This window comes from Streptomyces sp. NPDC046909 (genome assembly GCF_040644695.1).
Lineage (GTDB): Bacteria > Actinomycetota > Actinomycetes > Streptomycetales > Streptomycetaceae > Streptomyces.
Map to the genome: position 1 here is coordinate 57041 of NZ_JBEYXC010000020.1, position 15442 is coordinate 72482.

The following is a 15442-nucleotide window of genomic DNA, read 5'->3' on the forward strand; positions in this document are numbered from 1 at the left end:
GATCAGACTAGAACGCGACCGCCGCCTGCGTAAGGGGCGACGGCCTGTCACTTCGTACAGAGAGCGACCCTACGCATGCGTAGGGGCCCGTCACGCTCATACGTGACAGGCCCCTGTTTTCGCGGGAAAACGCGGCTACTTCTTGCCCTTGCCGGCACCCGCGCTGTCGTCGCTGCTCAGTACGGCGATGAAGGCCTCCTGCGGAACCTCCACAGAGCCCACCATCTTCATCCGCTTCTTGCCCTCCTTCTGCTTCTCCAGGAGCTTCCGCTTACGGGAGATGTCACCGCCGTAGCACTTGGCGAGGACGTCCTTGCGGATGGCGCGGATGGTCTCGCGGGCGATGACCCGGGAGCCGATGGCCGCCTGGATGGGCACCTCGAAGGCCTGCCGCGGGATGAGCTCGCGCAGCTTGGCGACGAGCCGCACACCGTACGCGTACGCCGCGTCCTTGTGCGTGATCGCCGAGAAGGCGTCGACCTTGTCGCCGTGCAGCAGGATGTCGACCTTGACGAGGCTGGAGGTCTGCTCGCCGGTGGGCTCGTAGTCGAGGGACGCGTAGCCGCGGGTCTTGGACTTCAGCTGGTCGAAGAAGTCGAAGACGATCTCCGCGAGGGGCAGGGTGTAGCGGATCTCGACCCGGTCCTCGGAGAGGTAGTCCATGCCGAGGAGGGTGCCGCGCCGGGTCTGGCACAGCTCCATGATCGAGCCGATGAACTCGGTCGGGGCGAGGATCGTGGCCCGTACGACGGGCTCGTACACCTCGTTGATCTTGCCCTCGGGGAACTCGCTCGGGTTGGTGACGACATGCTCGCTGCCGTCCTCCATGACCACCCGGTAGACCACGTTCGGCGCGGTGGCGATGAGGTCGAGCCCGAACTCGCGCTCCAGACGCTCCCGGATGACGTCGAGGTGGAGCAGTCCGAGGAAGCCGACGCGGAAGCCGAAGCCCAGCGCGGCGGAGGTCTCCGGCTCGTAGACCAGCGCGGCGTCGTTGAGCTGGAGCTTGTCCAGGGCCTCGCGGAGCTCGGGGTAGTCGGAGCCGTCCAGCGGATACAGACCGGAGAAGACCATCGGCTTCGGGTCCTTGTACCCGCCCAGCGCCTCGGTCGCGCCCTTGGCCTGGCTGGTGACGGTGTCACCGACCTTGGACTGGCGGACGTCCTTCACACCGGTGATCAGATAGCCCACCTCACCGACGCCGAGGCCGTCGGCCGCGAGCATCTCGGGCGAGTTCGTGCCGATCTCCAGCAGCTCGTGGGTGGCGCCGGTCGACATCATCTTGATGCGCTCGCGCTTGTTGAGCTGGCCGTCGATGACACGGACGTACGTCACGACACCGCGGTACGAGTCGTAGACGGAGTCGAAGATCATGGCGCGGGCGGGCGCGTCCTTGACGCCGACCGGGGCCGGGATCTCGGCGACGACCTTGTCGAGCAGCGCGTCGACGCCGACACCGGTCTTCGCGGAGACCTTGAGAACGTCCTCGGGGTCGCAGCCGATGAGGTTGGCGAGCTCCTCGGAGAACTTCTCCGGCTGGGCGGCCGGAAGATCGATCTTGTTCAGTACGGGGATGATCTTGAGGTCGTTCTCCATCGCCAGGTACAGGTTGGCGAGAGTCTGGGCCTCGATGCCCTGGGCGGCGTCGACGAGGAGGACGGTGCCCTCGCAGGCGGCGAGCGACCGCGAGACCTCGTAGGTGAAGTCGACGTGCCCGGGGGTGTCGATCATGTTGAGGATGTGCGTGTTGCCGGGTTCCGTGGTGGGAGCCCATGGCAGACGCACGGCCTGGGACTTGATCGTGATGCCGCGCTCGCGCTCGATGTCCATACGGTCGAGGTACTGAGCACGCATCTGCCGCTGCTCGACCACACCGGTCAGCTGGAGCATCCGGTCGGCGAGGGTGGACTTGCCGTGGTCGATGTGCGCGATGATGCAGAAATTGCGGATCAGAGCCGGGTCGGTACGGCTCGGCTCGGGCACATTGTTAGGGGTCGCGGGCACGCAGGGTCCTGTCTCTTGAGGCGCCTTATGCCTCGGGTCGGATCTATACGTAGGCTCCATGGTCCCATGGCGGGCGACCGGGGACCGTTTTGGGCCGTCGCCCGACCCCCTGGTAGCCTGGGTGGCTGTGTCTCATGCCCTCTCAGCGCGAGGCACACCCCAAGAAATCACCTGGCCCGGGCCGCTCGCGGTTCCGTGCCTGAACCTGAAAAGGCTCAATCAGTGGCGAACATCAAGTCCCAGATCAAGCGGATCAAGACCAACGAGAAGGCTCGGCTGCGCAACAAGGCCGTCAAGTCCTCCCTGAAGACCGCCATCCGCAAGGCCCGCGAGGCCGCTGCCGCGGGTGACGCCGAGAAGGCCACCGAGTACCAGCGCGCTGCCGCGCGTCAGCTCGACAAGGCCGTCTCCAAGGGCGTCATCCACAAGAACCAGGCCGCCAACAAGAAGTCGGCGCTTGCTTCGAAGGTCTCGTCCCTCAAGGGCTGACACTTGATTTGACGCCGGACGGACCCGAGCGGGCCCTCTCTCTTCCGCTCCCGACCGGCCCCAAGAGTCTGTTCGCGGCCTGCGTTCGCCACGCGGGAACGGGCTCGACAGCTTGAACGGTTTGAAAAGTCCGACCCGAAGGCCCCGGAGCCCGCCCTTCCCCAGGGCGGAGAGCCGGGGCCTTCGGCATGGAACGGCTCACAAGGCGGGAATGGCTCAAGGCCGGAACGGCTCAGGCCCAGAACGCGTCGACGGCGTCGATGTTCTCCGCGCACTCGTCGAGATCGGTGACCTTGTCCCCGACGACACGGAAGACGATCCCGCCCGTCTCGTCGATGCTCCTGCCCTGCCGCTCGGCGGTGAACCGGTGCAGGGCCATCACATGCCCCCGCCCGTCGACCAGCAGATAACGCAACTGCACCCGCATGGTCCCGCCCGTCTCCTCACCGAGCCGGCGGTACATGTCGATGATCGCGTCCTGCCCCTTGTAGTCACCGGACAACTGGTGCGAGCCGGGCACATGATGCGTGGCATCCCCGGCCATCAGCCCCCTCAGGGTCTCCATGTCCCCCCGGGAGAACGCCTCGTATCCCCTGCGGACGAGCGCTGCGTGCGGATGTTCAGCCATGGCAACCGCCACCTTCCCGTTGTTCCGGCGATATACGGCTGATGAAACGGATTCTCCTCCCTGGAGAGGACTCCGTCACGCGTCAGAGGAGAGGGCGCATCACACCTTCCCGGAGGGGGCTCATCACACCCGCCCGGAGAGCGTTCATTGCACCTCGCCGGAAGGGGTTCATCACACCTCGCCGAAGAGGGCCGTCACACCTCCCCGAAGAGGGCCCGTCGCGCCTCTCCGAAGCGGGCTCATCGCGCATCCCCGGCGGGGGTTCATCGCTCATCCCCGAACAGGGCCCGTCACACCTCCCCGAAGAGGGTCCATCACGTCTCTCCGAGGGGGACTCGTCACGCATCCCCGAGGGGCCCTTACACCTCGCCGACGACCGCCTTCGCCTCGGGGCCTGGCGCATTCAACCCGCCCTGGCGCGCTTGCCCCGGCGCTCAGACGCTGGCCCTTTTGCCCCCGGCGTTCTCACCCCCGGCCCTCAGGCGCCCAGCGCCCTTGCCCTCGGCCCCCTGGCTCCCAGCGCTCTTGCCCTCAGCCCTCAGCCCCCAGACGCCCAGCACTCTTGTCCTTGGTGCTCAGGCACCCGCCACTCTCACCGTCGGCACTCTGACCTCCGGCGTTCTAAACTCCGGCGTTCTCGGCTCGCGCTCCCGGCTCCGGCGTTCTCGGCTCCGGCGTTCCTCAGTTCCGCCCCCGCGACCGCGCCGCCCGGGCGATGGTGACGACCGCCTTCTCCAGGGCGTACTCGGGATCGTCCCCGCCGCCCTTCACCCCCGCGTCCGCCTCGGCCACCGCCCGCAACGCGACGGCGACACCGTCCGGCGTCCACCCCCGCATCTGTTGCCGCACCCGATCGATCTTCCACGGCGGCATCCCCAGCTCACGGGCGAGATCAGCCGGCCGCCCGCCCCGGGCCGACGACAGCTTCCCGATCGCCCGCACGCCCTGCGCCAACGCACTGGTGATCATCACCGGCGCCACCCCGGTGGCCAGCGACCACCGAAGCGCCTCCAACGCCTCCGCGGCCCGCCCCTCCACGGCCCGGTCGGCGACGGTGAAGCTCGACGCCTCGGCCCGCCCGGTGTAGTACCGCCCGACGACCGCCTCGTCGATCGTGCCCTCGACATCGGCGACCAGCTGCGACACGGCCGCCGCCAGCTCCCGCAGATCACTCCCGATGGAGTCGACGAGCGCCTGGCACGCCTCGGGTGTCGCCGACCGCCCGGTCGCCCGGAACTCCTGCCGCACGAAACCCAGCCGGTCCGCCGGCTTGGTCATCTTCGGACAGGCCACCTCCCGCGCCCCCACCTTCCGCGCGGCGTCGAGCAACCCCTTGCCCTTCGCCCCACCGGCATGCAGCAGCACGAGCGTGATCTCCTCGGCGGGCGCCGACAGATACGCCTTCACGTCCTTCACGGTGTCGGCCGACAGATCCTGCGCATTGCGCACGACCACGACCTTCCGCTCCGCGAACAGCGACGGACTGGTCAACTCGGCGAGTGTGCCGGGCTGCAACTGGTCCGAGGTCAGATCCCGTACGTCCGTGTCGGCGTCGGCGGCCCTCGCGGCAGCCACCACCTCCTGCACGGCACGGTCGAGCAGCAGGTCCTCCTGCCCCACGGCGAGTGTCACGGGGGCGAGCGGGTCGTCGTTCGCAGTCTTCTTGGCCATCGCGACAAGGATGGCACGGGCCACTGACAACGAACGCCGACGCCCGGTCCCCGATCACCCCTGCACCGCCGCGACGAGCGTGCACAGCGCGATCAGCATCAGGTTGACGGCCATCGCACCCGTCCGGTCCGACGGCCGCAGCCGACTCGCGGCCTGGACAAGGATGAGCACCGTCGCGAGCAGGAATTGCGCGGTCCACACGACCGTGTTCATGGCCTCGGCTCCTCGGTGTGACGGAAGGCTGCACCAAGAAGACGCGGAAAGGACCGCGGATTGTGACACGCCCCGGGCCAGGGCCTGTCCAGCGGATCAGGCCGGCAGGGACAAACGGCTCTGCTAGGGCTCCTCCCGCCAGCCGTCCCACTCCCCCACGAACTCGTCCAGCTCCGCCGGATCCAGCCGCCCCTGCTCGTCCCGCAGCACCACGAGCCACTGCGCGTCCTCGGCATCGTCCTCACCGGCCAGCGCGTCCCGCACCAGCTGCGGCTCCTCGACCACCCCGAAGCGCTCCCCGAGGGCCTCCGCCACCTCCTCGGCGGCATCCCGGTCGGGCAGCACCAGCACATGTCTCACATCGCTCACGAAGCCATTGTCAGGCACCTGAACAGCGACAAGCTCCAGCTCACCCCTTGCGCCCGGCGTCCCCGACGTCCCGCACCGTCGGCACCCGGTCCAGTCCGATCCCGAACCGTTCCCGGTACACCCCGAGCACCTCCTCGTCCGTCTCCAACTCCCGCACCTCGCGCGTCCCGTCCGCCGCCGTCACCGTGAGACTCCGGCCGCCGAGCGTGATCCTCCCTCCGTCCTCCGTGACCCGTGAGCACACCAGCGACCGCGTGAAGTGCGAGGCCGGCGAGGTGCTGTGCCACCACGCGCCCGCCACGAAGTCGCCGAGCACCCGAGGCCGCACCTCCAGCCGGTACTGGAGCTTGCCGTTCCTGACGACGTCCAAGTCCAGGTCCACGTCCACGTCCACGGCGTCCGCCGACGCGGACCCGCCCCGCACCCCCGCCGCGTCCGGCCCCGCCTCGACGACCCGGAACGTCCCCCCGGGATCCATCTGCTCACCCCGGCCCCGCAGCGCCAGCGGATAGTGGCTGTGCGCCCCGAACCCGACATCGGCCAGCCACTCACCCCCGTCCACCGTCCTCACCCTGACCGCGAGATGGTCGTACGGGATCCCGAGCCGCCCCTCCTCCCCGTACACCCGCGCCGCGAGCAGCGTCACGTCGAAGCCCAGCGCGGCGAGCAACGCCCCGAACGCGCCGTTCAGTTCGTAGCAGAACCCGCCCCGCCGCGCCCCCACCACCTTGTCCAGCAGCCGTTTCTCCTCCAGCACGATCTCCTCGCCGAGATGGATCGACAGGTTCTCGAAGGGCACGGTCCGCAGATGGCGCAGATGTAGTTCCCGCAGGGCGTCCACGGTGGGCCGCGCCGGGTGCTCGGCCCCCAGGCGGCGGAGATAGGCATCAACCTGTGCGGAATTCATGCCCTCAGTCTCCCGCCACCCGCAACGCCGCGCCCGTCCCCGTGACCGCCAGCGCCCCGTCCTCGTCCGTCCGCAGCACCACCGCGCCCAGGGCCCGCAGCGCCGCGACCGTGCCGGGCGCCGGATGCCCGTACGAGTTGTCCCTGCCCACCGAGATGAGCGCCAGCCGCGGTGCCACCCTGCGTATGAGTTCCGGATCCTGGTAGGCCGAGCCGTGATGAGCGACCTTCAGCACGTCCACACCGCCCAGCGCCGCCCCTGCGGGCGACCTCAACAGCGCCCGCTGGGCCGGGGGTTCGAGGTCCCCCAGCAGCAGGAGCCGCAGCCCGCCCGACCGTACGAACAGGGTTACGCTGGCGTCGTTCGGCCCCTCCGCTTCCGGTGCCTGAAGCCCGTCTCCCCCGCTGGCCGGCGGCCACACGACCTCCCAGGACAGCGGCCCGGTGCGCCGCCGCTCCCCGGCCACGGCACGGGTGAGCGGGATGCGCTGCCGCGCCGCGTGTCTCCGTACGAACTCCACCTGGTCCGCGGGCTCCTCGAACCCGGTCGTCTCGATCGCCCCCACGGCCCGCCCGCGCAGCACGCCGGGGAGGCCCGCCACGTGGTCGGCGTGGAAGTGGGTGAGGACGACGAGCGGAATGCGTGTGATGCCGAGCGTGCGCAGACACCCGTCGACGAGTTCCGGGTCGGGCCCGGCGTCCACCACCACCCCGGTGCCGTCGCCCGCCGCGAGCACCGTCGCGTCCCCCTGCCCGACATCACACATCGCGAACCTCCACCCCGGCGGCGGCCACCCCGTGATCACCCTGGTCAACGGCGGCGGCTGCACCACCGCCAGCACGAGCAGCACTCCGCAGACCCCGCACCACCAGGGGTGCCGCAGCAGTCGCCGCCCGACCGTCACCACGGCCAGCGTCGCCAGGGCCAGCAGCACCGCCCCCGTCCAGCTGCCGGGCCAGTCCACCCCGGCGCCGGGCAGCGCCGCCCCGGTGCGGGCCACGTCCGCGATCCATCCGGCGGGCCAACTCGCGCACCACGCCAGCGCCTTGGCCACCGGCATCGCCACGGGCGCCGTCGCCAGCGCGGCGAAGCCCAGCACCGTCGCCGGTGCCACGGCGAACTCCACGAGCAGATTGCAGGGCACCGCCACCAGGCTCACCCGCGCCGACAGCACCGCGACGACCGGGGCGCACAGCGCCTGCGCGGCACCCGCGGCGGCCAGCGCCTCCGCCAGCCTCGGCGGCACCCGGCGCCGTCGCAGGGCCTCGCTCCAGCGCGGGGCCAGCGTGAGCAGGGCCCCGGTGGCCAGTACGGACAGCAGGAACCCGTAACTCCGGGCCAGCCAAGGGTCGTACAGCACCAGTAACAGCACGGCCGTCGCCAGCGCCGGGATCAGCGACCTCCGTCGCCCGGTCGCCAGGGCGAGCAGCACCACGGTTCCGCAGGCCGCCGCCCGCAGCACACTCGGATCCGGCCGGCACACCACGACAAACGCGAGCGTCAGCGCCCCGCCGAGCAGCGCCGTCGTCCGCAGCGGAATCCCGAGCCGCGGCGCGAGCCCCCGCCGCTCCACCCGCTGAGCCAGCCCAGGAGGCCCGATGAGCAGGGCGAGGATGATCGTGAGATTGCTCCCGGAGACGGCGAGCGTGTGCGCGAGATCGGTCTCCTTGAACGCCTCGTCCAACTCCGCGGTAACCCGCGACGTATCCCCGACGACCAACCCCGGCAACAACGCCCGAGCGTCCCCCGCCAGCCCGTCGGTGGCCTCCCGCAACCCGCCCCGCAACCGCCCGGCGACCCGCTGCACCCCCGACGCCCCCGCCACGACCCGCGGCACCTCCTGCCCCCGCACCCGCACCACAGCCGCGATCCGATCACCCCCCACCGCGGCCGGCGCCAACCTCCCACTCACCCGAACCCGCGTGGACGGCAGAAGCCGAAGCCAGGGCGAGGAGTTGGGCCCGCCAGCAACGGGAGCCCCATCTGCTGCCCCGGCGCTGGGAGGTTCACCTCTCGCCGACTCGCCCTTAGAAGGCCCCCCTCCTGCCGCCCCACCCACGAAAGCGGCACCCAGGTTTCCCCGCCCGCCCGAACCCGCCGTCGAATATCCGGAGCCCCCGCCGCCGGTCGCCCCACTCCCCATGTCGACCATCACCAGCACCGGCGCCCGCGTCGCCACCACCGTCCCGTCGGCCCTCTCGACCCGCCGCACCTCGCCGTTGATCAGGACCGAGGTCGGCGCGACATGGTCCCCTTTGACCCGCGGCCGGGTGAGCCGGGGGTCGGAGGTGACCTCGATCTCGGCGGTCACCGTCGCGTACTCCCGCGCCAGCCCCGGCACCGGCCCCCGACGCAGATCCGCCCCATGCAGCCCGGCCGACACGGCAGCCGCGGCAACACACAGCAGCACCGCCGCAACAGCGACCCGCACCCCAGACCGGGCCCATGCGCCAGACCGGGCTCTCGCCCCAGACCCGGCCCACGCCTCAGACTGACTCCGCGTCAACAGCAGTACGCCCCCTGCGACGAGGCACACCACGGCGACCCCGGTGATCCACTCAGGCGCGGCGTCCAGCATCAGCGCCGCCGTCGCCCAAGCGGCGAGCGCGGGTGGGACGAGGCGCAGGTCGGTCGGCCCTTCCTGCCGTGGGTTGGCGGCCCCGAGCCGACTGCCGGAACCGGCGTGCACGGCTCGGCGGCGCTGGGAAGTCGGCGGCGAAGCGGTCGGCTCCACCTCGGATCCGCGGCTCATGTCCGTACGAGATTCCGCAGATCGGCGAAACGACGTTCCCCGATGCCATTGACCTCACGCAACTCGTCGACAGAACGGAAACCACCGTGCTGGGTGCGGTAATCGACGATGTGCTGAGCCAGGACGGGGCCCACACCGGGCAGGGTGTCGAGCTGATCCACGGTGGCTGTGTTGAGGGAAACGGGCGCTGCGGGTCCGGCTCCGGGTACCGCACCGGCCGCCCCGGCGCCACCGCCAGCCGCCGCACCGCCCGCGCCACCGGCACCCGACCCCGGCGCGGCAGGACCTCCGACGACGACCTGCTCTCCGTCCACGAGAAAGCGCGCCCGATTGAGACCACCGGTGTCCGTACCCGGCCGCACCCCACCCGCAGCACGCAGCGCGTCCACGACCCGTGACCCGGCGGGAAGTCGGTGAATCCCGGGCTTGCGAACCTTGCCGCTGACGTCCACCACGATCTCGGGGAGGGCCGTACCCCCAGCAGTCGACGCCCCGGCCGCGCCACCGCCCGTGGCACCGCCCGCTGCACCAGCCGCTGCACCGCCCTCAGCCCCCGCGCTCTGCTCCGCGTAAGGTGCCGCCACCACCTCGGGCGCCCGCACCGAATGCGTCCGCCCCGCCCAGAAATGCTGCACCGCGAACCCCGCGGCGACGACAAGCAGCACCGCGAGCGCGACCGCGCTCCGCCGCTCCACCCCGCACCTTGCCTGAACCCACACCGGCATCCGCTCCCACAGAGCCGCCCGCACCCGCCCCGACCGCCCTCCCGGAACCGAGGGAACATCGCCCCAGCTTGGCTCGGCGGGCCCCACGTCACGACCGGCGTCCACACCGATCCGGCCGATGTCAGGTCCGGCGTCAGAACCGATGTCGGCACCGATCCGGCCGACGTCAGGACGGATGTCCGCCCCGATCCCCCCACCGCCAGCCCCGGAACCCTCACCACCCGGCGGCCCCGTCCCCGACTCCCGCCGCTCCCCGGCCCGTTCGGCGAAGATGACCTCCGCCCGCCGCCGGAGTTCCTCGGCCGACGCATACCGCTGCCGGGCTCGCCCCCTAGCGGGCGGCCTACGCCGATGACGCGTACGGACGTCAGAGGCAGGCCCACGGCCCGGCCCACTGGTCGGAGTCGCTGTGCGTGAACGTGATCGAAGTGCCATGCGCCGAGGATCGGACATCCCGCACGTTCGCGATGATCTTGCTCAATCCCCGGGGACACCAGCCCAGTTGTGGATAACTCCGCCACCCACACGAGTGAGCCCCGTCCCCGAACCCCCACCCTCAGCCCCGAGCCCCGAGGCCCGAGGCCCGAGCCCCGAGCCCCGAGGCCAACGCCCCCAGCCCCAGCCCCAGCCCCGACGATCACATCACCGCGGCGAAACCACAGCCCCCAACAACCCAGGCCCCGTATGCGCCCCAATCACCGCACCGACCTCGCTCACATGCAGATCCGCCAGCCCCGGCACCCGCGCCCGCAACCGGTCCGCCAGCGCCGACGCCCGGTCAGGCGCGGCGAGATGGTGAACGGCGATGTCCACCTGCGCACTGCCCGCCCGATCCGCGACGATCTCCTCAAGGCGGGCGATCGCCTTCGACGCCGTACGTACCTTCTCCAGCGGCTCGATCCGGCCGCCCTGGAGCTGGAGCAGCGGCTTGACCGCGAGTGCGGAGCCGAGCAGCGCCTGCGCGGCCCCGATACGCCCGCCCCGACGGAGATAGTCGAGGGTGTCGACGTAGAAGTAGGCGGAGGTGCCCGCGGCCCGCTTCTCCGCGGCGGTGACCGCCTCGTCCACCGTGCCCCCCGACTCCGCGGCCTCGGCCGCCGCGAGTGCGCAGAAGCCGAGCGCCATCGCGATCATCCCGGTGTCGACGACCCGCACCGGCACCGGCGCCTCGCGCGCCGCGAGGACGGCCGCGTCGTAGGTGCCGGAGAGCTCGGCGGACAGGTGCAGGGAGACGATGCCGGTGACGCCGGTCTCGGCGACCCTGCGGTAGGTCTCCGCGAAGAGCTGGGGGCTGGGCCGCGAGGTGGTGACGGGGCGCCGCTTCTGGAGCGCCTGGGCCAGGGACCGGGTCGAGATCTCGGTGCCCTCTTCGAGTGCCTGGTCGCCGAGGACCACGGTCAGGGGCACCGCGGTGATGCCGTGGCGCTCCATCGTCCGCGGCGGCAGGTAGGCCGTTGAATCGGTGACGATCGCGACATGGCGGGACATGAGCTGGAGGTTACCTGGCGTAGCGCCCGGGCGGCAGCCCGACCCCTCTCACCTGGGAGAGCCTTGACCGGATCAAGTCGTGCTCTCGGGGCGGGGCTTCTTCTGCCAGGGGTAGGTGGGGCGCTGTCCCTGCGGGTTGATGGCGGGCCGCGTCGGTTCCTCGGCGGAGCGCGAGCGCGGGGTCTCCGGCCAGGTCTGCTGGGCCGTCGTACCGTCGGCGACCGGTGCGTCGGGCCACGGCGGCGGGGACTGCTGTCCCGGCTCCGCCGGCTCCGGTGTCGTCCAGTGCCGCAGGGCGCCGGCCTCCATGTCGATCTGGGTGCTCAGGGAGTCCAGGTCGTCGTCCGCGAACCGGCGGGCGCGGTCCCGGGCCGCCCAGCGCAGGGAGTCCGCGGAGCGGGTGATCTGCTCGGTGCGCTCGCGCAGCGCGGGCAGCCGCTCGGCGAGGGTGGCCCGGTCCGGCTCGGACTCCAGGCGCCTGAGTTCGCTGTCCAGTTCGTGTCCGTGGGCGCTGAGCCGCTGGAAGAGGGCGAGGGACTCCTTGAGCGACTCGTCCTCGGCCACGCCCGCGTGCAGCGCGTCCTGGGTGGCGCGCATGGAGGTGCGCAGCTTCAGCCGCAGTTGGGCCAGTTCGCCCGCGGCGCCGGGCTGGGCGAAGGACTTGGCTCGCAGGGTGTGGTCCTCGACCGTGCGGCGGGCCTGGGTGATGGTGCGGTCCACGCCCCGCTTGGCGGCGCCGACCACCTTCACCGTGGCGTAGGCGCCGAGCACCAGGAAGAGCACGAAGAGCAGAGCGACTATCGCCAACAGTGCCTCCACAATGCTCCTCCTCCGACCGGGCGCGATGTTCCGCGCCGCTCTTCCACGGTAAACGCAGCGGGCAGGCCCGGAGTTCCGGAAGAACCCCGAACCTGCCCGCAGCCAACCCCTAGGGGGCGCCGACGCAACGCCTCACGCCGGAATCACACCGCGTCACGCCGGAACGATGTTCACCAGCTTCGGCGCCCGCACGATCACCTTCCGGATCCCCGCCCCGTCCAGCGCCGCCACGACCTTGTCGTCGGCCAGCGCCACCTTCTCCAGCTCCTCGTCGGAGATGGCCGGCGACACCTCCAGACGCGCCTTGACCTTGCCCTTGATCTGTACGACGCAGGTCACGGTCTCGTCCACGACGTACGCCGGGTCGGCGACCGGGAAGTCCTGGTGGACCACCGAGTCGGTGTGCCCCAGCTTGCGCCACAGCTCCTCGGCGATGTGCGGAGCCAGCGGTGCGATCAGCAGCACCAGCGACTCGGCGACCGGGCGCGGGACCGCGCCGCCCGCCTTGGTCAGGTGGTTGTTCAGCTCGGTGACCTTGGCGATGGCGGTGTTGAACCGCATGCCCTCCAGGTCGCCGCGCACCCCGTCGATCGCCTTGTGCAGGGCGCGCAGAGTGTCCTCGTCGGCCTCGGCGTCGACGACCGTCACCTCACCGGTGGCCTCGTCGACGACGTTGCGCCACAGCCGCTGGAGCAGCCGGAACTGGCCGACCACCGCGCGCGTGTCCCACGGCCGGGAGACGTCCAGCGGGCCCATGGCCATCTCGTACAGGCGCAGGGTGTCGGCGCCGTACTCCTCGCAGATGGATTCCGGAGTGACCGCGTTCTTCAGGGACTTGCCCATCTTGCCCAGCAGCTTGGAGACCTTCTCGCCCTGGTAGTAGAAGGCGCCGTCGCGCTCCTCCACCTCCTCGGCGGGCACCGGGAAGCCACGGCTGTCGCGGTAGACGAAGGCCTGGATCATGCCCTGGTTGAACAGCTTGTGGAAGGGCTCCGCGGAGGAGACGTGGCCCAGGTCGAACAGCACCTTGGACCAGAAGCGCGCGTACAGCAGGTGCAGCACGGCGTGCTCGGCGCCGCCGACGTACAGGTCGACACCGCCGTGCGGCTGGCCCTCGCGCGGGCCCATCCAGTACTGCTCGATCTCGGGGTCGACCAGGGCCTCGCTGTTGTGCGGGTCCAGGTAGCGCAGCTCGTACCAGCAGGAGCCGGCCCAGTTGGGCATGGTGTTGGTCTCACGCCGGTACGCGCGCGGACCGCGTCCGTCGCCCAGGTCCAGGGTGACGTTGACCCAGTCCTCGTTGCGGGACAGCGGGGTCTCCGGGGAGGTGTCCGCGTCGTCCGGGTCGAAGGTGCGGGGCGAGTAGTCCTCGACCTCGGGCAGCTCCAGCGGCAGCATCGACTCGGGCAGCGAGTGGGCGATGCCGTCCTCGTCGTAGACGATCGGGAAGGGCTCGCCCCAGTAGCGCTGGCGGCTGAACAGCCAGTCGCGCAGCCGGAAGTTGACGGTGCCCTCGCCGGTGCCGGTCCGCTCCAGCCACTCGGTGATGCGCGCCTTGGCCTCGACGACGCCCAGGCCGTCCAGGGAGATGCCCTCACCGGAGGAGTTGATGATCTTCGCGTCGTACGAGGCGAAGGCGTCCTCCCACGTGGAGGTGTCGGTGCCGCGGCCGTCGGTGGGCTCGACGATGCAGGTGATCGGCAGCTCGAAGGCGCGCGCGAACTCGAAGTCGCGCTGGTCGCCCGCGGGGACGGCCATGATCGCGCCGGTGCCGTAGCCCATCAGGACGTAGTCGGCGATGAAGACGGGGATCCGCTCGCCGTTGACCGGGTTGGTGGCGTACGAGCCGATGAAGACGCCGGTCTTGTCCTTGGCCTCGGCCTGGCGCTCCACGTCGGACTTGGAGGCGGCCTGCGCGCGGTAGGCGGCGACGGCCTCGGCCGGGGTGGCGTGACCGCCGGTCCACACGTCGTGAGTGCCCTCGGGCCAGGCGGCCGGGGTGAACTTCTCGACCAGCGGGTGCTCGGGGGCCAGCACCATGTAGGTCGCGCCGAACAGGGTGTCGGGGCGGGTGGTGAAGACGGTGATCTTCTCGCCGTCGATCGGGAAGTCGACGCGGGCGCCCTCGGAGCGGCCGATCCAGTTGCGCTGCTGCAGCTTGATGGCCTCGGGCCAGTCCAGCGCGTCCAGGTCGTCCAGCAGCCGGTCGGCGTAGGCGGTGATGCGCATGTTCCACTGGCGCAGCTTGGCCTTGAAGACGGGGAAGTTGCCGCGCTCGGAACGGCCGTCGGCGGTGACCTCCTCGTTGGCCAGCACGGTGCCCAGGCCGGGACACCAGTTGACGGGCGCGTCGGAGGCGTAGGCCAGGCGGAACTCGCCCAGGACGTCGGCGCGCTCGGCGGCGGTCAGCTCGTTCCACGCGCGCGTGTGCCCCGGTACGGCGCGCTCACCGGACTCGAACTGGGCGACCAGCTCGGCGATCGGGCGGGCCTTCTTCGCCTCGTCGTCGTACCAGGAGTTGAAGATCTGCAGGAAGATCCACTGGGTCCACTTGTAGTACTCCGGGTCGATCGTGGCGAACGACCGGCGCTTGTCGTGGCCCAGGCCCAGCCGGCGCAGCTGGACCTTCATGTTCTCGATGTTGGCCTCGGTGGAGACACGCGGGTGCGTGCCGGTCTGCACGGCGTACTGCTCGGCGGGCAGGCCGAAGGCGTCGAAGCCCAGGGTGTGCAGGACGTTGTGGCCGGTCATGCGCTGGAAGCGAGCGAAGACGTCGGTCGCGATGTAGCCCAGGGGGTGGCCGACGTGCAGGCCCGCACCGGAGGGGTACGGGAACATGTCCATGATGAACTTCTTGGGCTTGGCGACCAGCGCCGGGTCGCCCGCCAGGTCACCCTTGGGGTTGGGCGCGGCGTAGGTGCCCTCGACGTCCCAGAAGTCCTGCCAGCGTGCCTCGATCTCGGCCGCGACGGCGGCCGTGTAGCGGTTCGGCGCGGCATCCACCGACACACCAGTGGCGGCAGCGGGGTTCGTCTCGCTCATGATCCTTAAGCTCCATCGATCGTCTCTGCCAGCGGCTGTGCTGCCGACCGCGACAGCCGGCAAATGAAAAATCCCCTCGCACAGGAGGGGACGCCGCGCCGATGCCGACCCGTCCGGTTCGCCCGGCGGTCGGGAGTGATCAGCGCGGCTCGCTAAGCAGAAGGCGTACGGCACGCATGGCGTCAGAGTACCGCAGCCGTTGAGCAAGCCGCGACGCGCTTACGTATGCCCCCTATGGCCCCGGACATCGGGTACCGAATTGAACAAACGTCAAAAGTTACTTCGCGTAACGGCCGCTAAGGGACAACACAACGACCCCACAGCCTTTTGGTAAC

General features: G+C 70.7%; 12 protein-coding genes. 1 reads left to right on the plus strand and 11 read right to left on the minus strand.

Going from position 1 to position 15442, the window contains the following annotated elements:
- Positions 1-135: 135 nt before the first annotated feature.
- Positions 136-2004: a translation elongation factor 4 gene (gene lepA, locus ABZ928_RS44625; protein WP_361532787.1), complete on the minus strand. Its 1869-nt coding sequence runs from the start codon at positions 2002-2004 to the stop codon at positions 136-138.
- 222 nt (positions 2005-2226) lie between these two features.
- On the opposite strand from lepA, the gene rpsT reads away from it, so the two are divergent.
- Positions 2227-2493: a 30S ribosomal protein S20 gene (gene rpsT, locus ABZ928_RS44630; protein ID WP_361532790.1), complete on the plus strand. Its 267-nt coding sequence runs from the start codon at positions 2227-2229 to the stop codon at positions 2491-2493.
- A 232-nt stretch (positions 2494-2725) separates the two neighbouring features.
- On the opposite strand, the gene ABZ928_RS44635 is transcribed toward rpsT, so the two are convergent.
- From ABZ928_RS44635 to leuS, 10 genes are all read right to left on the minus strand, one after another.
- Positions 2726-3121 (minus strand): nuclear transport factor 2 family protein, encoded by a 396-nt coding sequence (locus ABZ928_RS44635; RefSeq protein ID WP_361532793.1) that lies wholly within the window; start codon positions 3119-3121, stop codon positions 2726-2728.
- 681 nt (positions 3122-3802) lie between these two features.
- A complete protein-coding gene (gene holA, locus ABZ928_RS44640) occupies positions 3803-4792 on the minus strand; it encodes a DNA polymerase III subunit delta (protein WP_361532796.1) in 990 nt (329 codons plus the stop codon).
- Between the two features lie 54 nt (positions 4793-4846).
- Positions 4847-5005 (minus strand): hypothetical protein, encoded by a 159-nt coding sequence (locus ABZ928_RS44645; RefSeq protein ID WP_361532799.1) that lies wholly within the window; start codon positions 5003-5005, stop codon positions 4847-4849.
- A gap of 123 nt (positions 5006-5128) precedes the next feature.
- Positions 5129-5374, minus strand: a complete 246-nt coding sequence (locus tag ABZ928_RS44650; protein ID WP_361532802.1) for a hypothetical protein — start codon at positions 5372-5374, stop codon at positions 5129-5131.
- Between the two features lie 40 nt (positions 5375-5414).
- Positions 5415-6281 (minus strand): arylamine N-acetyltransferase, encoded by an 867-nt coding sequence (locus ABZ928_RS44655; protein ID WP_361532805.1) that lies wholly within the window; start codon positions 6279-6281, stop codon positions 5415-5417.
- 4 nt (positions 6282-6285) lie between these two features.
- Positions 6286-9033, minus strand: a complete 2748-nt coding sequence (locus tag ABZ928_RS44660; RefSeq protein WP_361532808.1) for a ComEC/Rec2 family competence protein — start codon at positions 9031-9033, stop codon at positions 6286-6288.
- On the minus strand, positions 9030-10193 hold the full coding sequence (locus ABZ928_RS44665) for a ComEA family DNA-binding protein (RefSeq protein ID WP_361532811.1): 1164 nt from the start codon (positions 10191-10193) through the stop codon (positions 9030-9032). Before ABZ928_RS44665 ends, ABZ928_RS44660 begins: the two co-directional genes overlap by 4 nt.
- A 207-nt stretch (positions 10194-10400) precedes the next feature.
- Positions 10401-11246 (minus strand): DegV family protein, encoded by an 846-nt coding sequence (locus ABZ928_RS44670; protein WP_361532814.1) that lies wholly within the window; start codon positions 11244-11246, stop codon positions 10401-10403.
- 72 nt (positions 11247-11318) lie between these two features.
- Complete coding sequence (locus ABZ928_RS44675; protein WP_361532817.1) at positions 11319-12065, minus strand: hypothetical protein; 747 nt, start codon at positions 12063-12065, stop codon at positions 11319-11321.
- Between the two features lie 153 nt (positions 12066-12218).
- Entirely contained in the window at positions 12219-15107 is a 2889-nt protein-coding gene (leuS, locus tag ABZ928_RS44680; protein WP_361532820.1) for a leucine--tRNA ligase, read from the minus strand.
- Positions 15108-15442 lie beyond the last annotated feature (335 nt).

Coding starts and splice junctions, on each gene's coding strand:
- ABZ928_RS44635 (WP_361532793.1), bottom strand. CDS start 3,121: ATGGCTGAACATCCGCACGCAGCGCTCGTCCGCAGGGGATACGAGGCG.
- holA (WP_361532796.1), bottom strand. CDS start 4,792: ATGGCCAAGAAGACTGCGAACGACGACCCGCTCGCCCCCGTGACACTC.
- ABZ928_RS44645 (WP_361532799.1), bottom strand. CDS start 5,005: ATGAACACGGTCGTGTGGACCGCGCAATTCCTGCTCGCGACGGTGCTC.
- ABZ928_RS44655 (WP_361532805.1), bottom strand. CDS start 6,281: ATGAATTCCGCACAGGTTGATGCCTATCTCCGCCGCCTGGGGGCCGAG.
- ABZ928_RS44660 (WP_361532808.1), bottom strand. CDS start 9,033: ATGAGCCGCGGATCCGAGGTGGAGCCGACCGCTTCGCCGCCGACTTCC.
- ABZ928_RS44665 (WP_361532811.1), bottom strand. CDS start 10,193: ATGGCACTTCGATCACGTTCACGCACAGCGACTCCGACCAGTGGGCCG.
- ABZ928_RS44670 (WP_361532814.1), bottom strand. CDS start 11,246: ATGTCCCGCCATGTCGCGATCGTCACCGATTCAACGGCCTACCTGCCG.
- leuS (WP_361532820.1), bottom strand. CDS start 15,107: ATGAGCGAGACGAACCCCGCTGCCGCCACTGGTGTGTCGGTGGATGCC.